General features: G+C 65.3%; 20 protein-coding genes and 1 pseudogene. 5 read left to right on the top strand and 16 right to left on the bottom strand.

The features are described from left to right. Window positions 1-10: 10 nt before the first annotated feature. From gpmA to HTY51_RS01860, 3 genes are all read left to right on the top strand, one after another. A complete protein-coding gene (gpmA, locus tag HTY51_RS01870) occupies window positions 11-754 on the top strand; it encodes a 2,3-diphosphoglycerate-dependent phosphoglycerate mutase (RefSeq protein ID WP_174251140.1) in 744 nt (247 codons plus the stop codon). Between the two features lie 141 nt (window positions 755-895). Continuing rightward, on the top strand, window positions 896-2332 hold the full coding sequence (locus tag HTY51_RS01865) for a S41 family peptidase (RefSeq protein ID WP_174251139.1): 1437 nt from the start codon (window positions 896-898) through the stop codon (window positions 2330-2332). Window positions 2333-2438: 106 nt separating this feature from the next. Continuing rightward, on the top strand, window positions 2439-3194 hold the full coding sequence (locus HTY51_RS01860) for a HesA/MoeB/ThiF family protein (protein ID WP_174251138.1): 756 nt from the start codon (window positions 2439-2441) through the stop codon (window positions 3192-3194). A gap of 15 nt (window positions 3195-3209) precedes the next feature. On the opposite strand, the gene HTY51_RS01855 is transcribed toward HTY51_RS01860, so the two are convergent. Beyond that, a complete protein-coding gene (locus HTY51_RS01855; RefSeq protein WP_254606952.1) occupies window positions 3210-3722 on the bottom strand; it encodes a thermonuclease family protein in 513 nt (170 codons plus the stop codon). Between the two features lie 126 nt (window positions 3723-3848). On the opposite strand from HTY51_RS01855, the gene HTY51_RS01850 reads away from it, so the two are divergent. Both HTY51_RS01850 and HTY51_RS01845 read left to right on the top strand, forming a co-directional pair. Further along, entirely contained in the window at window positions 3849-4610 is a 762-nt protein-coding gene (locus HTY51_RS01850) for a GGDEF domain-containing protein (RefSeq protein ID WP_254606951.1), read from the top strand. Continuing rightward, the gene (locus HTY51_RS01845) at window positions 4610-5443 is read left to right on the top strand and encodes a MinD/ParA family protein (RefSeq protein WP_174251137.1); all 834 of its coding nucleotides are present in this window, start codon (window positions 4610-4612) and stop codon (window positions 5441-5443) included. The genes HTY51_RS01850 and HTY51_RS01845 overlap by 1 nt, the downstream gene beginning before the upstream one ends. A gap of 42 nt (window positions 5444-5485) precedes the next feature. Here HTY51_RS01845 and HTY51_RS01840 read toward each other — a convergent pair whose 3' ends face one another. The 15 genes and pseudogenes from HTY51_RS01840 to HTY51_RS01770 all read right to left on the bottom strand — a co-directional run bounded on the left by HTY51_RS01840 (window position 5486) and on the right by HTY51_RS01770 (window position 21919). Further along, window positions 5486-5908 carry a BLUF domain-containing protein gene (locus tag HTY51_RS01840; RefSeq protein ID WP_174251136.1) on the bottom strand — a complete coding sequence of 141 codons (423 nt, stop codon included), beginning with the start codon at window positions 5906-5908 and terminating at the stop codon, window positions 5486-5488. A 2-nt stretch (window positions 5909-5910) separates the two neighbouring features. Beyond that, complete coding sequence (gene folE / locus HTY51_RS01835) at window positions 5911-6615, bottom strand: GTP cyclohydrolase I (protein ID WP_371733846.1); 705 nt, start codon at window positions 6613-6615, stop codon at window positions 5911-5913. 102 nt (window positions 6616-6717) lie between these two features. Then, entirely contained in the window at window positions 6718-7950 is a 1233-nt protein-coding gene (clsB, locus tag HTY51_RS01830) for a cardiolipin synthase ClsB (protein ID WP_174251134.1), read from the bottom strand. Beyond that, window positions 7947-8681 (bottom strand): endonuclease/exonuclease/phosphatase family protein, encoded by a 735-nt coding sequence (locus HTY51_RS01825; RefSeq protein WP_174251133.1) that lies wholly within the window; start codon window positions 8679-8681, stop codon window positions 7947-7949. The genes clsB and HTY51_RS01825 overlap by 4 nt, the downstream gene beginning before the upstream one ends. Window positions 8682-8685: 4 nt before the next feature. Beyond that, window positions 8686-9162 (bottom strand): dihydroneopterin triphosphate diphosphatase, encoded by a 477-nt coding sequence (gene nudB / locus HTY51_RS01820; protein WP_174251132.1) that lies wholly within the window; start codon window positions 9160-9162, stop codon window positions 8686-8688. A gap of 62 nt (window positions 9163-9224) precedes the next feature. Next, the gene (gene aspS / locus HTY51_RS01815) at window positions 9225-11039 is read right to left on the bottom strand and encodes an aspartate--tRNA ligase (RefSeq protein ID WP_174251131.1); all 1815 of its coding nucleotides are present in this window, start codon (window positions 11037-11039) and stop codon (window positions 9225-9227) included. A gap of 21 nt (window positions 11040-11060) precedes the next feature. Then, window positions 11061-11708 (bottom strand): DUF502 domain-containing protein, encoded by a 648-nt coding sequence (locus HTY51_RS01810; protein WP_174254125.1) that lies wholly within the window; start codon window positions 11706-11708, stop codon window positions 11061-11063. A gap of 5 nt (window positions 11709-11713) precedes the next feature. Then, on the bottom strand, window positions 11714-12004 hold the full coding sequence (locus HTY51_RS01805) for an FmdB family zinc ribbon protein (protein WP_174251130.1): 291 nt from the start codon (window positions 12002-12004) through the stop codon (window positions 11714-11716). Window positions 12005-12154: 150 nt separating this feature from the next. Further along, window positions 12155-13601, bottom strand: a pseudogene (locus HTY51_RS01800) (sodium:solute symporter family protein). Between the two features lie 50 nt (window positions 13602-13651). Next, entirely contained in the window at window positions 13652-15217 is a 1566-nt protein-coding gene (gene ubiB, locus HTY51_RS01795; protein ID WP_174251129.1) for a ubiquinone biosynthesis regulatory protein kinase UbiB, read from the bottom strand. Next, on the bottom strand, window positions 15214-15747 hold the full coding sequence (locus HTY51_RS01790; RefSeq protein WP_174251128.1) for a hypothetical protein: 534 nt from the start codon (window positions 15745-15747) through the stop codon (window positions 15214-15216). The genes ubiB and HTY51_RS01790 overlap by 4 nt, the downstream gene beginning before the upstream one ends. 34 nt (window positions 15748-15781) lie before the next feature. Beyond that, complete coding sequence (locus tag HTY51_RS01785; protein WP_174251127.1) at window positions 15782-16738, bottom strand: Tim44 domain-containing protein; 957 nt, start codon at window positions 16736-16738, stop codon at window positions 15782-15784. A gap of 61 nt (window positions 16739-16799) precedes the next feature. After that, complete coding sequence (ubiE, locus tag HTY51_RS01780) at window positions 16800-17531, bottom strand: bifunctional demethylmenaquinone methyltransferase/2-methoxy-6-polyprenyl-1,4-benzoquinol methylase UbiE (protein WP_174251126.1); 732 nt, start codon at window positions 17529-17531, stop codon at window positions 16800-16802. Between the two features lie 2 nt (window positions 17532-17533). Then, on the bottom strand, window positions 17534-17947 hold the full coding sequence (locus HTY51_RS01775; protein WP_174251125.1) for a gamma-butyrobetaine hydroxylase-like domain-containing protein: 414 nt from the start codon (window positions 17945-17947) through the stop codon (window positions 17534-17536). A gap of 63 nt (window positions 17948-18010) precedes the next feature. Then, window positions 18011-21919: a DUF3683 domain-containing protein gene (locus HTY51_RS01770; protein ID WP_174251124.1), complete on the bottom strand. Its 3909-nt coding sequence runs from the start codon at window positions 21917-21919 to the stop codon at window positions 18011-18013. Window positions 21920-22102 lie beyond the last annotated feature (183 nt).

The raw sequence follows: 22102 nt of genomic DNA, 5'->3' as shown, positions 1-22102 counted from the left end.
GCCCTCCACCATGTACAAACTCGTGCTCATCCGCCACGGCGAATCGACCTGGAACCTGGAAAACCGCTTCACCGGCTGGACCGACGTCGACCTCACCCCCACCGGCGTCTCCCAGGCCATGTCGGCCGGCAAGCTGCTCAAGGCCGAGGGTTACGACTTCGATGTGGCCTACACCAGCGTGCTCAAGCGCGCCATCCACACCCTGTGGTACTGCCTGGACGAGATGGACCGCAGCTGGCTGCCGGTGGTCAAGGACTGGCGCCTGAATGAGCGCCACTATGGTGCCCTGCAGGGCCTGAACAAGGCCGACATGGCCAAACAGTACGGCGAGCAGCAGGTCCTGGTCTGGCGCCGCAGCTACGACACCCCGCCGCCGGCCCTGGAGCCGACCGACCCGCGCAGCGAGCGCGGCGACCGTCGTTACGCCGGCCTGCAGCCGGCCCAGGTGCCGTTGACCGAGTGCCTCAAGGACACCGTGGCCCGCGTGCTGCCCTTCTGGAACGAGGCCCTGGCCCCGGCCATCCGCTCCGGCCAGCGCGTGGTCGTGTCGGCCCACGGCAATTCGATGCGCGCCCTGGTCAAGTACCTGGACGGCATTTCCGACCAGGCCATCGTGGGCCTGAACATCCCCAACGGCATCCCCCTGGTCTACGAACTCGACGCCCAGCTCAAACCCATCCGTCACTACTACCTGGGTGACGCGGAAGCCGCCGCCCGGGCTGCGGCCGCCGTGGCCACGCAAGGCAAGGCCTGAGACCTTGCACCAGGCTGGTTCATCCCCATTTGGTGGGGACAGCCTGGGCCGGAAACCGCCAAACAAATTGTCACCAGCCGCCGGAACCCCGGCGGCGATTTCGCTTCCAACCGTGTATATTGAAGCGACGAGGGTCTATCCATGGGTCAGAAACTGAAAATCACCGGCTGGGTTTCGCTGGGCGTGCTTGCCGGCGCGCTCACCACCGTTTCCCTGCAAACCGTGGCACGCAATGCCGTGGCGCCATTGCCACTGGAAGAGTTGCAGCAGCTTGCGGCCGTCTTCGGCATGATCAAGACCGACTACGTCGAGCCGGTGGACGAGAAAAAGCTCATCACCGACGCCATCTCCGGCATGGTCTCCAGCCTGGACCCGCATTCCCAGTACTTCGACAAGAAGTCCTACAAGGAATTCCGCGAAGGCACGGCCGGGCGTTTCGTCGGTGTGGGCATCGAGATCACGCAGGAAGACGGTCTGGTCAAGATCGTCTCGCCCATCGAGGGCTCGCCCGCCTACCGTGCCGGCCTCAAGACCAATGACCTGATCACCCGCATCGACGACACCGCCGTCAAGGGCCTGACGCTCAACGAAGCCGTCAAGCGCATGCGCGGCGAACCCAATACCAAGGTCGTGCTGACCATCTTCCGCAAGGACGAGAACCGCTCCTTCCCCGTCACCATCGTGCGCGAGGAAATCAAGACCCAGTCGGTCAAGGCCAGGGTGATCGAACCCGGTTATGCCTGGATCCGCCTGAGCCAGTTCCAGGAACGCACGGTGGAGGACTTCGTGCGCAAGCTCGACGAAATCTACAAGCAGGAGCCCTCCCTCAAGGGCTTGGTGCTGGACCTGCGCAATGACCCGGGTGGCCTGCTCGACGCCGCCGTGGCCATCTCGGCCGCCTTCCTGCCCGAGAACGTGACCGTGGTCTCGACCAATGGCCAGCTCGCCGAGAGCAAGTACACCTTCAAGGCCGCGCCCGAGTTCTATCAGCGCCGCGGCAACAGCGACCCGCTCAAGCGCCTGCCGGCCTCCCTCAAGAAGGTCCCTCTCGTTGTCCTGGTCAACGAAGGCTCGGCTTCGGCCAGCGAAATCGTGGCCGGTGCCCTGCAGGACCACAAGCGTGCCACCATCATGGGCAGCCAGACCTTCGGCAAGGGCTCGGTGCAGACGGTGCGTCCGCTCGGCCCCGACACCGGCCTGAAGATCACCACCGCACGCTATTACACGCCCGCGGGCCGCTCCATCCAGGCCAAGGGCATCCTGCCCGACGTGATGGTCGATGAAACCGCCGAAGGCAATGTCTTCTCCGTGCTGCGCACGCGCGAAGCGGACCTCGACAAGCACCTGAGCAACGGCCAGGGCGCCGAGAAGAAGGACGAGGCGCGTGAAAAGGCGCGTGACGCCGCCCTCAAGAAGCTGGAAGACGAAGCCAAGAAGCCGGCTGCCGAGCGCAAGCTGCCTGAATTCGGCACTGACAAGGACTTCCAGCTGATGCAGGCACTCAACCAGCTCAAGGGCCTGCCCGTCCTGGTCAGCAAGACCCAGACCGAGCGCAAGGAAGAGCTGAAAGAAAACTAAGGAGCGCCAAGGGGCCCAGCGCAGGCTCCCGTGGAACCGGCTTCGCCGGGCCACCGGGAGCGTCCCCTTGAGGGGAAGGCGCGCAGCGCCTCAGGGATGCATCTCTATGACCGACGATCAGCTGCTGCGCTATTCGCGCCACATCCTGCTTGAGGAAATCGGCATCGAGGGCCAGCAGCGCATCCTCGACAGCCACGCCCTGATCATCGGCGCCGGTGGTCTGGGCTCACCGGTCGCCCTTTACCTCGGCTCGGCCGGTGTCGGCCAGCTCACCGTGGTCGACCACGACACGGTCGACGTCACCAACCTGCAGCGTCAGATCGCCCACAGCATGGAGCGCGTGGGCAGCCCCAAGGTCGACTCCATCCGCCAGGCCGTGGCCAGCCTGAACCCCGAGGTGCGGGTCCACGCCCTGGCGCAGCGTGCCGATGCGACTCTGCTGGAGGAACTGGTGGCCCGTGCCGACGTGGTGCTGGACTGCAGCGACAACTTCAGCACCCGCCAGGCCGTCAATGCGGCCTGCGTCCGCTTGCGCAAACCCCTGGTCTCGGGCGCGGCCATCCGCTTTGACGGCCAACTCGCGGTCTACGACCCGCGCACCGCCGACTCGCCCTGCTACGCCTGCGTCTTTCCGCCGCAGGATGATTTCGAGGAAACGCGCTGCGCTACCCTGGGCGTGTTCGCGCCGCTGGTGGGCATCATCGGCAGCCTGCAGGCTGCCGAGGCACTCAAGCTGCTCAGTGGTGCCGGCACACCGCTGGCCGGCCGCCTGCTCATGCTGGACGGTCGGCACATGGCCTTCAACGAGATCCGGATACCGCGCAACCCGGCCTGCCCGGTGTGCGGCCAAGCGGCCCATTGACCGCCGCCAGCGGCTTCAGTGGCAGGGCCCGTGGCGGCGCCGGAAGTCACGCGGCAGTTCGGCACGCCCCTGCTGGAACAGCCCCAGCCGGCGGGCCCGTGCCTGGCCTTCCTGTTGCGCATAAGGCCCGCTTTTCCCCCGGTAACGGTAGGACCAGGCATGCCCCTGGCCGACCAGCCAGGCCCCGATGTCCTGCCCGCGCAGGCTGACCCGCGCCAGGACCCGGCCGTAATCGTCATGCCGGCGCACCCGGACCTGCACCGCCTGTCCCAGCACCTGGCCCACCAGCGCAGCCCGCGCCGTCTCGCCATGGACCTGGCACAGCTCGGGCGCATCGATCCCGTCGATGCGCACCGCTCGCGGTGGACCACCGCGCTGCGGCCGCACCCACAGCGTGTCGCCATCGCTGACATGGGTCACGGTCCCGGTCCATTTCGATGTCGCGCCCTGCGCCGCCAGCGGGGCGGCCAGGCCCAGCAGCAGCGCCAGCATGCAGCAGGCCAGGCGGCCCGGTTTCACATCCCTCACGTGTCGTTCCCTGTTTCTGTGTCTGATCGATCGAAGTCCCGATTTAAAGGACGAAGCCCGTCAAATTTGACCTCTTCTCTCGCGAGGCTCCTGTTAGACTTTGATGGTAAATGATGGACATCCCCTGTGAGTTCCGCTGCCACCTCCCTGCTTGACGTGCACGCACTGCGCCTGGACGACGCACGCGCACTGCTCCAGCACGACGGCACCGAGCTGCCCGCGCCGGCTGACGGACCGGCCGCCTACTTGCAACGCATCATCGACGGCCTGTGCGAGCTCTCCCTGCGCGACCCGCTGACAGGCCTGGCCAACCGGCGCCATTTCCGCGCCGTGCTGTCCCGCGAGATCGAGATCGTGGCGCGCTCGGGCAACTCGGCCCTGCTGCTGATGCTGGACATCGACCATTTCAAGAAGGTGAATGACACGCACGGCCACCTGGCCGGCGACAAGGTCCTGCAGGCCGTGGCGCGTTGCATCGCCGGCTGTGTGCGCCCGCAGGACACCGTGGCGCGCTACGGCGGCGAGGAATTTGCCATCGTCATGCCCGACTGCCAGGCCGCTTATGGCGAGACCGTGGCCGAACGCGTCCGCCAGTCGATCGCTGCCCTGTCCATCCCGGTGAGTCCGCTGCTGAATCTGCAGATCACCACCAGCGTGGGCGGCGCCTTCGCACCGGTCTGGGTGCGCTCCACCGCCGACCTGTGGATCGAGCGCGCCGACACCCAGCTCTACCTGGCCAAGGCCCAGGGGCGCAACCGGGTGTGCATCGACCACCAGCAAGTGATATCCGTCAGTCCGGAAGAGAAAAGCCTGCTGTTCGGCAACCTGGCCCTGGCCGATTCGGCCTGGGGTGACCTGACCGACAGCAGCACGCAGAGGTTCAGCTGATGAGTGACGAACTGAAAATCGACAAGGACAAGCCGGCACCGCCCGTGCCGCTCAAGCCCCTGGGCAAGGTGCTGGCCATCACCAGTGGCAAGGGCGGCGTGGGCAAGACTTTCGTCTCAGCCAACCTGGCTGCCGCACTGGCACGCCGTGGCCTGCGTGTCCTGGTGCTGGACGCGGATCTCGGCTTGGCCAACCTGGACGTGGTGCTCAACCTCTATCCCAAGACCACGCTGCACGACGTCTTCACCGGCAAGGCCAAACTGGATGAAGCCATCATCAAGGCGCCGGGGGGTTTCTCGGTTCTGCTGGCCGGCTCCGGCATGGTCGAGTACTCGCGCCTCACGCCAGAGGTGCGCGACGAATTCCTGCGCGTGATGGAAAGCCTGGTGCCGCGCTTCGACGTGGTGCTGCTCGACACCGGCGCCGGCATCTCCGACGTGGTGCTGTTCGCCGTCTCACTGGCCTCCGAGGTGCTGCTGGTGGTCACGCCCGAGCCGACCTCGCTGACCGATGCCTACGCCACCATCAAGGTGCTGGTGGGCCAGCAGAAGCGCCAGAACATCCGCATGATCGTCAACCAGACCGCCCGCCCTGGCGACGGCCGTGCCATCACGGTCCAGCTGCAGCAGGTGGTGGACCGCTTCGTGCCCGGTGAGCCGGGCAAGCCGGTCAAGCTGATCCATGTGGGCGACATCCCGGTCGATCCCTCGGTCCGCCAGGCCATCATGCGCCGGCAACTGCTCATGCAGGTCACGCCGGGCTGCCCGGCCGGACTCGCCCTGGTCCAGTTGGCCGGCAAGATCGAAGACACGGTCATTCCCAAAAACGGCTGAGGCGGCCTGCGCCGCCTCCCGAGCCCCGTGCAAGACCGGCGCTTAGCTGCGTCCGATGATGGACGCTGTCGCCATCAGTTCCTCAAGCAAAGCCAGCGAGACCCTGCCGGAGACGGCATAGGGATCGAGTTCAGGCCTCTCGGAATACTTCAGCAGGATCGAGGTGTTGATGCGCGAGAGGTTGACCTGCCCCATGGTCCAGCCGCCAAAGCGGCGCTCGCTGATCTCCTCGTAGTGCAGCAGGACCACGTCCTTGTGGCGCACATCGCGCTGGATGTGCCCGTACAGGTCGCTGACGGCAGTGCGGCCGCCCTCGATGGCCTGCAGGAAGATGCCACCGCCGTAACACAGGATGCCGGTGATGCCGCAGGTCGGGTTGTACTGGCGTGAATGCGCCAGGATGTTCTCGATGGCCTCGGGGCCGGTATCGACGGCGCGGCTGGCGTAAAGCAGGCGGACCAACATCTTCAGCTCCTCTGGGGAATCAGCGACAGGAATTCACGGCGCAGGTTGGGATCTTTCAGGAACACACCGCGCATGACCGAGTTGATCATCTTGCTGTCCATGTCCTTCACGCCGCGCCAGGCCATGCAATAGTGGCTGGCCTCCATGACGATGGCCAGGCCATCGGGTTGGGTCTTCAGCTGGATCAGGTCGGCCAGCTGCACCACGGCCTCTTCCTGGATCTGCGGGCGGCCCATGATCCATTCGGCCAGGCGCGCGTACTTGGACAGGCCGATCACATTGGTGTGCTCATTGGGCATGACACCGATCCAGATCTTGCCGATGACCGGACAGAAGTGGTGCGAGCAGGCGCTGCGCACCGTGATCGGACCGACGATCATCAACTCGTTGAGGTGCTCGGCATTGGGGAACTCGGTGATGGTCGGCGCATGCACATAACGTCCCTTGAACACCTCGTTCAGGTACATCTTGGCCACCCGGCGGGCCGTGTTGTCGGTGTTGTGGTCGTTGTCGGTGTCGATGATCAGGCTGTCGAGCACATGCTGCATCTTGAGCTCGACTTCGTCGAGCAGCTGCTCCAGCTCACCCGGCTCGATGTAGTCGGCAATGTTGTCGTTCGCATAGAAACGCTTGCGCGCCGCCAGCAGGCGCTCGCGGATCTTCACGGACACCGGCGTGCCCTCGTCGGCAAGGTCGGTCGGGCTCATGGGACTCGGGCTTTTCTTCAGCATGGCCTTATGGTACCAGCGATTCGCCATCAGGGTTATCGGCCCCGGGGCCTTTGCTTGCGGCCACCAAAAGCTATCAATTCAATAGCGGTTGCCGCTCAGGAAGACCCCCAGCCGCATCAGGGCAAAGGCCGCCCGGTCCAGCAGGCGCTGGTGCCATGGCCGGTCGGCATACTGGCTCGGGTCCACGCGATGCCCTTCATGCTCCATGGCCCGGATCAGGCGCCCGCGCAGGTCCTGGGCAAAACGGACATCCTCCACCACCACATTGGCCTCACGCGCCAGCAGCAGGCTCAGGGGGTCCAGGTTGGAGGAACCGATGGTGGTCCAGTGGCCGTCGATCACCGCCACCTTGGCATGCAGGAAGCTGGGGGAGTACTCGTGGATCTCCATGCCGGCCCCGAGCAGTACCCCGTAGACCATGCGCACGGCATGGAACTGCATGAAATACTCATAACGTCCCTGCAGCAGCAGGCGCACCCGGACCCCGCGCTGGGCCGCATGGATCAAGGCCAGCCTCAGCTTGCGACCAGGAACGAAGTAGGCATTGGCAATGATGATCTCTTCACGCGCCTCGGCGATGGCCTTGCGGTAAGCCCGCTCGATGCGGCTGCGATGGCGCAGGTTGTCGCGCAGCAGCAGGGCGGCACGCGTCCCGGCCCCGCGGGTGGCGGCCACGCCGGTGGCCGCTTCATCCCCGGCCTGCACGGCCAGCTTGACGGCTTCTTCCAGATGGTGCCAGGCGGCCGGCAAATCGATCTCCCGCGCCTTGCTGCCGGCCTGCAGGCGCCACCAGAACTGCACCGTCACCTCATGTACGGCACGCACCAGCGGGCCGGTCACGCGCACCGCAAAATCGAGGCGGGGGGCAGACAGGGGGCCGTGGTTGGGGTCATGCCAGTCATCCAGCACATTGATGCCGCCACAAAAGGCCACGCGGCCATCCACGACGCATAACTTGCGGTGCAGACGCCGCCACCGGCTGGGGATCAGCAGGCCCAGCCGGCCCAGGGGCAGGAAAATCCGCCACTGGACACCGGCAGCGTCGAAGCGGCTGCGCCATTCGGCAGGCAGCCCGGGCGTGCCTACCCCATCCATCACCAGGTAAACGGCCACCCCGCGCTGCGCGGCCCGTACCAGAGCAGCCGCCACCTGCTCACCCGCTGGGTCCGGGTAGAAGATATAGGTTTCCATGCGGACTTCCCGCACGCTGCGGTCGATCGCCTGCACCAGCGCAGGGAACAGCTCCTGTCCACCCTGCAGCAATTGCACGCGATGCCCGCTGCGCAAGGACGGCAGGTGACGGTCTTTCATGCCGGCAACTCGAACTCGGCAATCAGCGGCAAATGGTCGGACATGCGCCACCAGACACGCCCGCGCGGCACCTCCACGCTCAGGGGCCGCAGGCCACGCACATAGACATAGTCCAGCTGGACCAGCGGCAGGCGCGCCGGAAAGGTGGGGTTCGTCGACGGCTTGAAGGTCTGCAGTCCCATGGCCGCGAAGTGGCGGTGGACACGCTCACCCCAGTCATTGAAGTCACCCGCCACGATCAGCGGTGCATCGGCGGGAATCTCGCGTGCGATATAGCTGTCCAGCTGTGCGGCCTGGCGCATGCGGCTGGCGCGGATCAGGCCCAGATGCACCACCACCACATGCAAGGCCATGCCATTGACCACCACCTCGCTGTGCAACAGGCCCCGCTGCTCGAACCGATGGTCGGACATGTCCTCGTGCTGGTGCGCCAGCACCGGCCAGCGTGACAGCATGGCGTTGCCGTGCTCACCGTGGCGCGTGTAGGCATTGGTCCGGTAGACGGCCTCGTAACCTTCGGGCGCCAGGAAGTCGGCCTGCGGCATCTCGGGCCAGCGGCTGAAGTACTGCTCCTCGCGCCGATGCACCTTGCGCACTTCCTGCAGGCAGACGATGTCGGCATCGAGTTGCTCCACCGCCAGCCCCAGGTTGTGGATCTCCAGGCGCCGGCGCGGGCCCAGGCCCTGCACGCCCTTGTGGATGTTGTAGGTGGCGACGCGCAGGGTTTTCATGGGATCATTTTGGCAGGGTGGCCGCAGCACGGGCAAAACGCGGCAGCAGCAGGCAGGCCTCGGCGTTGCTGGGCGAGGCGCAGGCTTGCGCGGCCTCGCGCCAGGACAGCCACTGGTAGTCGGTGTGCTCGCGCGGGCTCAGCGTGATGCGGGTGCCGGCCGGCACCCGCAGGCCGAACAGGTGTTCGGTGTTGCGGATCACGCCCGGTGCATAACGATGGCGCCAGCGGGGGTAGATCTCGTAGACGTTTTCCAGCCCCCAGTCCTGCAACTCGCATCCGCTGGCGCGGGCGTCGATACCGGTCTCCTCGGCCACTTCGCGCACGGCGGTCGTCTCGAAAGACTCCTGCGCATGGTCCTTGGCGCCGGTGACCGACTGCCAGTAGTCCTCGGCGTCGGCGCGCTTGATGAGCAGGACATGGAGGTCCGCCGTGTGGATCACCACCAGCACCGATAGTGGAATTTTGTAGATCGGGTCCATGAATGGAAAAAGGGCGCTACCAGAGCGCCCTTTGATTCTGCACCAAGGCCAAGGCCTGGGGCTCAGGCGGTCTTGACGCCGTCCGGATTGCGCAGGCGGATGTGCAGCTCGCGCAGCTGCTTCTCGTCCACCGGGCTCGGGGCCTGGGTCAGCAGGCACTGGGCGCGCTGGGTCTTGGGGAAGGCGATCACGTCGCGGATCGACTCGGCGCCAGTCATCAGCGTCACGATGCGGTCGAGACCGAAGGCCAGGCCGCCGTGCGGCGGGGCGCCGTACTGCAGGGCGTCGAGCAGGAAACCGAACTTGAGCTGGGCTTCCTCGGGCGTGATCTTGAGCGCGTCGAACACCTTCTGCTGCACGTCGGCGCGGTGGATACGGACGGAGCCGCCGCCCATTTCCCAACCGTTCAACACCATGTCGTAACCCTGGGAGATGCACTTCTCGGGCGCAGTGACCATCCAGTCTTCGTGGCCGGCCTTGGGCGCGGTGAAGGGGTGGTGCACGGCGGTGTAACGCTGGTTGTCCTCGTCGAACTCGAACATGGGGAAGTCCACCACCCACATCGGGCGCCAGCCGGCGGTGAACAGGCCGTTCTTCTTGCCAAACTCGCTGTGGCCGACCTTGAGGCGCAGCGCGCCGATGGCGTCGTTGACAATCTTTTCCTTGTCGGCACCGAAGAAGATCAGGTCGCCGTCCTGGGCACCCGTGCGCTTGAGCACTTCCGTGAGTGCGGCATCGTGGATGTTCTTGACGATGGGCGACTGCAGGCCATCGCGGCCCTTCGCCACCTCATTGACGCGGATGTAGGCCAGGCCCTTGGCGCCGTAGATCTTGACGAACTCGGTGTAGGCATCGATCTCGCCACGGCTGATGCCGCCGCCTTCGATCGAACCACCGGGGACGCGCAGGGCCACCACACGACCACCCGCCATATTGGCAGCACCCGAGAAGACCTTGAAGTCCACGTCCTTCATCACATCGGTGAGTTCGGTGAACTGCAGGGCCACGCGCAGGTCGGGCTTGTCAGAGCCATACAGGCGCATGGCGTCCTGGTAGGTCATGACCGGGAACTCGCCCAGGTCCACCCCGATGGTGTTCTTGAACACCGTGGTGATCATGCCCTGGAACATGTCGCGGATGTCCTGCTCGGTCAGGAAGGACGTCTCGATATCGATCTGCGTGAACTCGGGCTGGCGGTCGGCGCGCAGGTCCTCGTCACGGAAGCACTTGGTGATCTGGTAATAACGGTCGAAGCCGGCCACCATCAGCAGCTGCTTGAACAGCTGGGGCGACTGCGGCAACGCAAAGAACTGGCCGTCGTGCACGCGGCTGGGCACCAGGTAGTCGCGCGCGCCTTCGGGCGTGCTCTTGGTGAGCATGGGTGTCTCGATGTCCACGAAACCGTTGGCGTCGAGGAACTTGCGCACTTCCATCGCCACCTTGTAACGCAGCATCAGGTTGTTCTGCATGTAAGGGCGGCGCAGGTCCAGCACGCGGTGCGTCAGGCGCGTGGTCTCGGACAGGTTGTCCTCGTCGAGCTGGAAAGGGGGCGTGACCGAGGGGTTGAGCACGGTCAGCTCATGGCACAGCACTTCGATCTTGCCGCTCTTGAGGCTCTCGTTGGTGGTGCCGGCCGGGCGGGCGCGCACCAGGCCCTTGACCTGGATGCAGAACTCGTTGCGCAGATCTTCGGCCGTCTTGAACATCTCGGCGCGATCCGGATCACAGACGATCTGCACATAACCCTCGCGGTCACGCAGGTCGACGAAGATCACGCCGCCGTGGTCGCGCCGGCGGTTGACCCAGCCGCACAGGGTGACGGTTTGCCCCAGCAGGGCCTCGGTCACGAGACCGCAATAGTGGGAACGCATGGCCATTTGGCTTACTCTTTCAGGATTTCAGGAAAGGGGTTGGTCGGCTTCGACCGTCTTGAGCTGCGGATTCTTGGGGCCGCCGGGGACGATCACGCCCATGGAAATCACATAGGTCAGCGCCTCGTCGACACTCATGGCCAGCACGATGCAGTCGCTTTTCTTGATCATCACGAAATAACCGCCCGTCGGGTTGGGCGTGGTCGGGACATAGACGCTCAGGTACTCGCCCGGCAGGTGGTTGACCAGGTCGCCACCGGGTGTGCCGGTGACAAAGCCGATGGTCCACATGCCCTCGCGCGGCCATTGCACCAGCACGGCCTGGCGAAAGGCATTGCCCTTCTCGGAAAACAGCGTATCGGACACCTGCTTGACGCCTGAATAGATCGAGCGCACCACGGGGATGCGGTGCAACAGGGCATGCCACCAGCCGACCAGCTGGTTGCCGATGATGTTGGACGCCAGGGCGCCGATCAGCAACACCACGATCAGGGCGAAGATCACGCCCAGGCCGGGAATGTGCAGACCCAGCAGCCGGTCGGGCTGCCAGACCTCGGGCAGGATGCGCAGGGTCTGGTCCAGCGTGCTGATCACCCACTCCAGGACCCAGAGCGTGATGATCAGCGGCACGAGGACCAGCAGGCCCGCGAACAGCCACTTGCGGAATTTGGCCATGGACATCAGGCGCAACCGCAATCCGTGCCGCAGCTGGCCGGCGTCGCCGGGGCGGCCGGCTCGCTGGCCGCCGCCGTGCTGGCCGCGCCTGCCGTGGCCGCCGCCGCGGAGCTGCCACCGCGGAAATCGGTCGCGTACCAGCCGCTGCCCTTGAGCTGGAAGCCGGCGGCCGTGACCTGCTTGCGGAAGGTCGGCTGGCCGCAGGCCGGGCAATCACTCAGGGCGGGATCGGAAATTTTCTGCAGCACATCCTTGGCGGCACCGCAGGATTCACATTTGTAGGCGTAAATTGGCATGGCTGAAGGAGGTGGAAGAGGTCAAACCGGATGAAAGCCCTGCAGGCAAGCCCGTCCTGTGACGGGGCAAGCTGCAGAAAACCCTCAATTATAGGCGGCCACCCCGGAATCAAGACCGGAACTCGGCCCCGGGGCCGGGGCCCCGGCCCTTCACTCCACGCCCGCGAGCTTGTGATGGCCGGCGTGGCGGTTGACGATGGTCTGGGGACCGAGCGAACCCAGCAGCATGCCCACCAGCGCGGCCAGCACCCCGGCCAGCTGGGCCGGGAACTCCTCCCCGGCCGGGGTGGCCAGGAACAGCCCCCAGGTCAACAGGCCCAGCACGATGGAGAAGAGTGCCCCCTGGGTGGTGGCGCGCTGCCAGTACAGGCCAAAAACAAGGGGGATGAAAGCCCCCACCAGGGTCACCTGGTAGGCGCCCGACACCATTTCATAGATCGAGGTGCCCTGCATCTGGATGGCATACAGCAGCACCAGGGCGCTGAAGACCAGCACGGTGATGCGCATGGTCTTCAATTCCTGCTTGTCGCTCATGTGCGGCTTGAACTGGCGCCAGATGTTCTCCACAAAGGTGACGCTGGGCGCCAGCAGGGTGGCCGAGGCACAGGACTTGATGGCCGAGAGCAGGGCACCGAAGAACAGCACCTGCATGATGAAGGGCATCTTTTCCATCACCAGCGTCGGCAGCACCTTCTGCGGATCCTCCTGCAACAGGGCATCGGCGCGCTCGGGCATGATGACCAGGGCGCTGACGACCAGGAACATGGGCACGAAGGCGAACAGGATGTAGAGCGCCCCGCCGATGATGGCCCCCCCGGGAAGCCGATTTGGCGCTGTCGGCCGACATGACGCGCTGGAACACGTCCTGCTGGGGAATGGATCCCAGCATCATGGTGATGGCCGCGGCGATGAAAAACACCACATCCTTGAAGCTGGGCTCGGGAAAGAAGTTGAACATGTCGCGGCTCACCGCCAGCGCCACCACCTTGTCGGCCCCACCGGCCATGTGGCCGGCAAACACGGCCAGGATGCTCAGACCGGCGACCAGGATGATCATCTGGATGAAATCGGTCAATGCCACCGACCACATGCCTCCGAACAGGGTGTAGGCCAGGACCGACACCACGCCGATCACCATGCCCACCGGGATGCTGATGGCCCCACCCGACAGCAGGTTGAACACCAGGCCCAGGGCCGTGACCTGGGCCGAAACCCAGCCCAGGTAACTCAGCATGATGATGAGCGAGCAGACGATCTCCACACTGCGTCCATAACGCTCGCGGAAAAAGTCGCTGATGGTCAGCAGGGTCATGCGGTAGAGCTTGGCCGCGAAGAACAGCCCCACCAGGATCAGGCAGGATCCGGCGCCAAAGGGGTCTTCGACTACGCTGCCCAGTCCGCCGTCGACGAATTTGGCCGGGATACCCAGCACCACCTCCGAGCCAAACCAGGTGGCGAAGGTGGTGGTGACGATCATGACCAGCGGCAACCTGCGCCCGGCGATGGCGAAGTCCGCAGAGTTCTTGACGCGCTTGGCAGCGTACAGGCCGATGGCAATGGTCACCAGCAGGTAAACAATGACGAGGGTCAGCAGCACCTTGTATCTCCTTGATTCATTGGGCCCGGATTATCCCCAGAACCCATGCCCTAAAACAACTGGAAGCGAATCACCATCTGGATCACGATCAACCCCAGAGCAAAACCTATGCCCGCGTAGATCAGGGCCTGCAGCAGGCGGTTGGTACGTCGCTGCTCGATCAGCAGTTCTTCCAGCTCGCGTTTCTGGCTGCCCGCATTGTGTTTCAGGTAATCGTGCAGCAGGCGCGGCAGGTCCGGCAGCATCTTGGCGTAGCGTGGAGCCTGATTTTTCAGCTCTTCCAGCAGCCTGCGCGGGCCGATCTGGTCGGCCATCCACTTCTCCAGGAAGGGCTTGGCCGTGCTCCAGAGGTCCAGCTCGGGGTCAAGTTCGCGGCCCAGGCCTTCGATGTTGAGCAGGGTCTTCTGCAACAGCACCAGCTGCGGCTGGATCTCCACATGGAAACGGCGCGAGGTCTGGAACAGGCGCATCAGCACCATGCCCAGGGAGATCTCCTTCAGTGGCCGGTCGAAATAGGGCTCGCAGACCGAGCGGATCGCCGATTCCAGTTCGTCCACCCGCGTGCGCGGTGGCACCCAGCCGGACTCGATGTGCAGTTCGGCCACACGCTTGTAGTCGCGCCGGAAGAAGGCCGTGAAGTTCTGCGCCAGGTACTCCTTGTCGTACTCGGTCAGCGTGCCCACGATACCGAAATCGAGCGAAATGTAGCGTCCGAAGGTAGCCGGGTCGGTGCTGACAAAGATATTGCCCGGGTGCATGTCGGCATGGAAGAAACCGTCGCGGAACACCTGGGTGAAGAAGATGGTGACACCGTCGCGGGCCAGCTTCTTCATGTCCACCCCCGCCTCGCGCAGACGCGCGGTCTGGCTGATGGGGATGCCCTTCATGCGCTCCATCACGATCACCTCGCTCTGGCAGTAGTCCCAGAACATCTCGGGGATCAGCACCAGGTCCAGGCCTTCCATGTTGCGGCGCAGCTGGGCGGCGCTGGCGGCCTCGCGCACCAGATCGAGTTCGTCGTGCAGGTATTTGTCAAACTCGGCCACCACCTCGCGCGGCTTGAGGCGCTTGCCGTCGGACGACAGTCCCTCCACCCAGCCGGCCATCATGCGCATCAGGCTCAGGTCTTTTTCGATGGCCGGCAGCATGCCGGGGCGCAGCACCTTGACGGCCACCTCGCGCTCCTGGCCATCGCGGCCCCTGAGCCTGGCGAAGTGCACCTGCGCGATCGAGGCGCTGGCCACGGGCACACGCTCGAATTCACTGAAGATCTGGGCCACCGGCTTGCGAAAGGCGCGCTCGATGGTGGCCACGGCCACATCGGAGGGGAAAGGCGGCACGCGGTCCTGGAGCTTGGCCAGTTCATCGGCAATATCCGGCGGCAGCAGGTCACGCCGGGTCGACAGCACCTGGCCGAACTTGACGAAGATCGGGCCCAGGCGCTCGAGCGCCTCGCGCAGGCGCTGGCCACGCGGGGCGTCCAGGTTGCGGCCGATCGAGACAATGCGCGCGATCACACGCAGCCAGGGCTTCTGGAAACTGGTCAGGACCAGCCCGTCCAGACCGTAGCGCAGCACGATCCAGACGATGTAGGCACCGCGCAGCAGGCGGGTCATTGAGCGGCTCCGCGGGCGGGCTTGAGCCAGCCGCGCAGGCTGTCCAGGGCGCGGCGTGCAGCCTGGGCCAGGCCATGGGCCGGCGCATCGCCGATGAGGCGCGCCAGATCCTCCTCGATGTCCCAGCGCACATGGTCCACCAGCCAGTTGATCTCGGCCGCCAGCTGCACATCACCCTCGATGCGCACGGCGGGTTTGTCGCCCGCCAGGGCCGCCTGCACCAGCGCCACCGGGGAAGCCTCGGTCACGGCGAGTGTCAGGTCGGACGGGGTATCGGCCGCGGCCAGGTCCAGCAGACCGGCCGGCGTGAGCTGCAGCTTGAACGCGAACTCGAGCCATTGGAACAGCACGACCCGACCCTTTTGCCGGGCCAGCCGGCTCATGGCCTCGGGCTCCTGCATCAGCACATGGTTGAGCAGCAGCACGATGCGACGCTGGACCTCCTGCACGGCCCAGGCGGGCGGCTGCAGGGTCGTGCCGAGCTTCTGGAAAGCATCTTCCAGCAATGAAAAAGGGGACTGTGTTGCCATAGTCCCCGATTATTGATTGAAAAAAGCGCGGGCTTTACTGGAGCGCCTGCACCCCGGCCACCATCCAGCCGCGGCTGCCATCCCTGGGCTTGACCATGTTCCAGACCTCTCGGAAGGGGCTGGGGCTGGCCTGCGGCGCCTCGCGGATCATGCCGGAGAACTCGACGCTGGCCATGTAACCGTCGCCCAGCTCCTCGATACCCAGCAGCTGGGCCTGCAGCATCTGCACCTCGGTCAGGTTGACCGCACCGCCCGTATGGGCCTCGCGTTCGGCCAGCTGGGCGCTGATCTCGGACAGCATGTCGTCGGTCATCATGGAACGCAGGGTCGTCATGTCAGCCTGGTCCCAGGCCGCCTGCAGCAGGATGAAGTTGCTTTTGGCCGCCTTGAGGAAACCATCAGCATCGAAACCGGCGGGCACACTCCAGTTGCTGGCCAGGCCCGAGCCGATCACGATGCCGGACGCTCCCGATGCACCGGCAGAGCTGTCAAACGCCGTCTGGCTGCGCTCCCAGGGACGGGCCGACGCATCGTTGCCCACGTTTTCCGGGCGGTAGGCCGGGCTGGCCGTTGCCATCCCGCCGGCGCCCTGGAAGGCGTAGCGACCCGTGGCAGGCGCCGCCGCGCGACGGCTGCGCATGAACCAGCCGAAAGCCATCATGGCGACCAGCACCACCAGGGCGATCAGGATGAACTGGCCGAAGGCCTCACCCAGCCCCAGGGAGCTGGCCAGCCAGGCCAGGCCCAGACCGGCAGCCAGGCCGCCCAGCATGGCACCCCAGGGTTTCTTCGGTGCGGCAGCAGGCGCGGCAGCCGGCGTGGCGGGTTTGGCGGCCGCCACATTCTGTGCCGGGGCGGCAGGCGCAGCTTCGCGCTGCGTCACATTGCTCGACTGCTTGCCTATCGATTTGCCGCCGCCGAGGCGCTTGGCCTCGACGTCCATGGCGCCGAGTGCCAGAACCAGGGAGAGTGCCAAAGACCAGAATTTCATGCTTGCTCCAAAGGAATACCGTACGTACCAACGCTTCCGAAATTAACGCAAATCCGTCACGTCAGCACTTGATTCCAACATGAAGTGCCACCACACCGCCACTCATGTTGTGAAAATCCACATGCCCGAATCCGGCTTTTTTCATCATGGCCTTGAGTTCCTCCTGGCCCGGATGCATGCGGATGGACTCGGCCAGGTAGCGGTAGCTGTCGGCGTCGCCGGTCACCAGCTTGCCGAGTTGGGGCAGGATCTTGAAGGAATACCAGTCGTAGGCCTTGGCCAGGGGCGGCGCCACTTTCGAGAATTCCAGCACCAGCAGCTTGCCGCCGGGCTTGAGCACCCGGCACATCTCGGCCAGGGCCACGTCCTTGTGGGTCATGTTGCGCAGGCCGAAGGCCACGCTGACCAGGTCGAAATGGCGGTCCGGGAAGGGCAGCTTCTCGGCATCGCAGACCACGGTGGGCAGGACCACACCGGCGTCGAGCAGGCGGTCGCGGCCCACGCGCAGCATGGCTTCGTTGATGTCGGTGTGCACGACCTGCCCGGTCTTGCCGACCTTTTTGGCAAAGGCCAGGGCCAGGTCGCCGGTGCCGCCGGCGATGTCCAGCGCCCGATCACCCTCCTTCAGGTTCGCGACCGTGACGGTGTAGGCCTTCCAGACCCGGTGCAGTCCGGCAGACATGAGGTCGTTCATGACGTCGTATTTGGACGCCACCGAATCGAACACAGCCCGCACGCGGCGGGCTTTCTCGGTCTCGGCGACCGTTTCGAATCCGAAATGGGTCTGGCTCATGGTCAGTGGCTGCCGCAGGCGTGACCGGCTTTCTCGGGCATGGGCGCGTCGCGGTCCACGCCGGCGGCCTTCAGGCGGGCCTCGTAGTCGGCCCAGAGCTGGTCCTGCTGGGAACCCAGGAAATACAGGTAGTCCCAGGAAAAGATGCCGCTTTCGTGGCCGTCGGAGAAGGTCGGCTGGACAGCGTAATTGCCCACCGGTTCCAGCCCCGCCAATTCGACATTGCGCTTGCCGGTCTGCAAGGTTTCCTGGCCGGGGCCGTGGCCCTGCACCTCGGCCGAGGGCGAATACACGCGCATCAGCTCGAAGGGAATGCGAAAGGTCTTGCCGTCGGAGAAGGCAATTTCCAGCACACGCGACTTGCTGTGCACCGTGAGATCCTGCGGCGTCGGGGCGCCGGACTGCAAACCTGCCATGGGAGTCACCTCGTTGGTTATCTGCGGATTATCCCCAGACCGGCGGCACCGCCGCCAGCAGGGTCATACCAGCACACGCTCGATGCCGCCGGCATTGGCCGAGGCCACGTACTGGGGCATCCAGTCCTCGCCCAGGATCTGGCGCGCCATCTCGACCACGATGTAGTCAGCCTCCAGCAGGCCGTTCTGCAGATCGTTGCCATAGCGGTTCAAGCCCTGCAGGCAGCTGGGGCAGCTGGTCAGGATCTTGACGTTGTCCTTCGCCCCCACCAGGCCGGCTTCGCGCAAATCGGTCTCGCCCTTGCGGATTTCCTCTTCCTTGCGAAAGCGCACCTGGGTGGAGACATCGGGCCGGGTCACGCCCAGGGTGCCGGATTCGCCGCAGCAGCGGTCGCTCTTGAGCACGTTGTCCTGCGAGTCCCCGGCCAGCAGCGTGCGCACCGTCTTCATCGAATCGCCCTGCTTCATCGGGTTGTGGCAGGGCTCGTGGTAGAGGTAGCCGCCCTGGGCGCCGCTGAGCTTGATGCCCTTTTCCAGCAGGAACTCGTGGATGTCGATGATGCGGCAGCCCGGGAAGATCTCCTCGAACTTGTAGCCCTGCAGCTGGTCGTAGCAGGTGCCGCAGCTCACCACCACGGTCTTGATGTCCAGGTAGTTCAGCGTGTTGGCCACGCGGTGGAAGAGCACCCGGTTGTCGGTGATCATCTTCTCGGCCTTGTCGAACTGGCCGCTGCCGCGCTGGGGGTAACCGCAGCACAGATAACCCGGCGGCAGCACGGTCTGCACGCCCGCGTGCCAGAGCATGGCCTGGGTGGCCAGGCCCACCTGGCTGAACAGGCGCTCCGAACCGCAGCCCGGGAAATAAAACACCGCCTCGGTCTCGGAGGTGGTGGCCTGCGGGTCGCGGATGATGGGGACGTAATCGGCGTCCTCGATGTCCAGCAGGGCGCGCGCCGTCTTCTTGGGCAGGCCGCCGGGCATCTTCTTGTTGATGAAGTGGATGACCTGTTCCTTGATCGGCGCCGTGCCCACCGTGGCCGGCGGTCGGGCGGTCTGCTTCCTGGCCACCACACGCAGCAGCTGGTTGGCCAGGCGCTGGGCCTTGAAACCCACGTCCACCATGGCCGAGCGCATGAACTTGATGGTCTCGGGGTTGGTGGCGTTGAGGAAGAACATGGCCGCCGCATTGCCGGGGCGGAAAGACTTCTGGCCCATCTTGCGCAAGAGGTTGCGCATGTTCATCGACACGTCGCCGAAATCGATCTTCACCGGGCAGGGCGAAAGGCATTTGTGGCAGACCGTGCAATGGTCGGCCACGTCCTCGAACTCCTGCCAGTGACGGATCGAGATGCCGCGCCGGGTCTGTTCCTCGTACAGGAAGGCCTCGACCAGCAGCGAGGTCGCCAGGATCTTGTTGCGCGGGCTGTACAGCAGGTTGGCACGCGGCACGTGGGTGGAACAGACCGGCTTGCACTTGCCGCAGCGCAGGCAGTCCTTGACGCTGTCGGCGATGGCGCCGATATCGCTCTGCTGCATGATCAGCGACTCGTGGCCCATCAGGCCGAAGCTGGGCGTGTAGGCCTGGCTCAGATCGGAGGACTTCAGGTCAGCCGGCAGGGCACTTTCGCGCAGCAGCTTGCCGCGGTTGAAGCGGCCCTCGGGGTCGATACGCTGCTTGTAATCGGCAAAGGGCTGCAACTCGGCGTCGCTGAGGAATTCCAGCTTGGTGATGCCGATGCCGTGCTCGCCCGAGATCACGCCGTCCAGCGAACGCGCCAGCGCCATGATGCGCTTGACTGCGCCGTGCGCGGCCTGCAGCATTTCGTAGTCGTCGCTGTTGACGGGGATGTTGGTGTGCACATTGCCGTCGCCGGCATGCATGTGCAGCGCCACCCAGACCCGGCCCTTGAGCACGCGCTGCTGGATGGCGTTGCATTCGGCCAGCATCGGCTCGAAGGCACGGCCGGTGAAGATGTCCTGCAGCGGCGTGCGGATCTGGGCCTTCCAGCTGGCACGCAGACTGTGGTCCTGCAACTGGGGAAACAACTCGTCCACCCGGTCCAGCCAGTCCTGCCACTGGGTCCGCACCGTGCGCACCAGCTCGCGGGCCTGGGTCACGCGCTCTTCCATCAGTTCGGCGGACGGCGCCTCGTTGGCATCGTCCGGCTTGCCGATGGCCAGCAGATGAGTGAGGCTGCCCTCGCCGAAGAAAAACTCCAGCTCGTCGGCCAACTTGATCTTGTTGCGCAGCGAGAGCTCGATGTTGATGCGCTCGATGCCGTCGGTGTACTCGGCCATGCGCGGCAGCGGGATCACCACGTCCTCGTTGATCTTGAAGGCGTTGGTGTGCTTGCTGATGGCGGCCGTGCGCTTGCGGTCCAGCCAGAATTTCTTGCGCGCCTCGGGGCTGATGGCGACGAACCCCTCGCCGCTGCGCGAATTGGCGATGCGCACCACCTCGCTGGTGGCACGCGCCACGGCGTCGGTGTCGTCGCCCACGATGTCGCCGATCAGCACCATCTTGGGCAGGCCACCGCGCTTGCTCTTGGTGGCGTAACCCACGGCCTTGAGGTAACGGTCGTCCAGGTGTTCCAGGCCGGCGAGCAGCACACCACTGCGCTTCTGCTCGGCAAACATGAAGTCCTTGATCTCGACGATGCTGGGCACCGCTTCGCGCGCGTGGCCGAAGAACTCCAGGCAGACCGTGCGGGTGTGCGCCGGCATGCGGTGCACCACCCAGCGCGCGCTGGTGATCAGGCCGTCACAGCCCTCCTTCTGCACGCCGGGCAGGCCGGAGAGGAACTTGTCCGTCACGTCCTTGCCCAGGCCTTCCTTGCGGAAGCTCGGGCCCGGGATGTCCAGGCGCTCGGTACGCACCAGCTTCTTGCCGTCGGCCTCGAAGTACTTGAGTTCGAAACTGGCCACGTCGGCGTCGTGGATCTTGCCCAGGTTGTGGCCCACCCTCGTGACTTCCAGCCAGCCCGCATCGGGCGTGACCATGCGCCAGCTGGCCAGGTTGTCCAGCGCCGTGCCCCAGAGCACGGCCTTCTTGCCGCCCGCGTTCATGGCGATGTTGCCGCCCACGCAGGAAGCTTCCGCCGAAGTCGGGTCGACGGCAAACACAAAACCGGCACGCTCGGCCGCATCGGCCACGCGCTGGGTCACCACGCCAGCCTCGGTCCAGATGGTGGGCACGGCCCGGTCCAGGCCGGGCAGCTGCAGCATCTCGACCTCGGTCATGGCCTCGAGCTTCTCGGTGTTGATCACCGCGCTCTTCCAGCTCAGCGGAATGGCGCCACCGGTGTAGCCGGTACCGCCCCCGCGCGGGATGATGGTCAGGCCCAGCTCGATGCAGCCCCTGACCAGGCGCGCCATCTCGGCCTCGCTGTCGGGAGTCAGCACCACAAAGGGGTATTCGACGCGCCAGTCGGTGGCGTCGGTCACATGCGAGACGCGCGACAGGCCGTCGAACTTGACGTTGTCCTTGGCGGTCAGGCGGCTGAGCGTGCGCTGGGCCTTGCGGCGCAGGGCAGCGATTTCCTGAAAGGAAGCGTCGAAAACCTCCACCGCGCGGCGGGCGGCCTCCAGCAGTTCGCCCACCAGCGCATCGCGCTGCGGGTCAGCCTGCGGGGTGCGGCGCTTCTGCACCTCGCCCAGGCGGTGGTGCAGGGCTTCCACCAGCAACTGGCGGCGCTTGGGGTTGTCCAGCAGGTCGTCCTGCAGGTAGGGATTGCGCTGCACCACCCAGATGTCACCCAGCACCTCGTAGAGCATGCGGGCAGAACGGCCGGTGCGGCGCTCCTCGCGCAGCTGGTTCAGCACCTCCCAGGCACGGGGCCCCAGCAGGCGGATGACGATCTCGCGGTCGGAAAACGAGGTGTAGTTGTAGGGAATTTCGCGGATGCGCTCATGGCCATGCGGCGCGGAGCCGGCTGCATCCACAAAATGATCTAGCGGAGTCGGTGCGTTCATGGAAATCCGAAATTTCAGCCAGAACGGGGAAACCGGCTGAGGCGAGATGTTACCGCAGTGCAACAAAGCCCCGCGGGCAAGCGCATCGGGCCCCTGTCCGCATCATGGAAACCCCGAATCCGAAGATGACCGTAACCGGGGCTTAATGTGTTTGTCACATTCCCCGCCTACGCTGGCGAGCTT

It is taken from the genome of Rhodoferax sp. BAB1 (genome assembly GCF_013334205.1).
GTDB lineage: Bacteria > Pseudomonadota > Gammaproteobacteria > Burkholderiales > Burkholderiaceae_C > Hylemonella.
The sequence above is the reverse complement of the archived record's forward strand: the minus strand, read 5'-3'. Positions and strand labels throughout refer to the sequence as shown.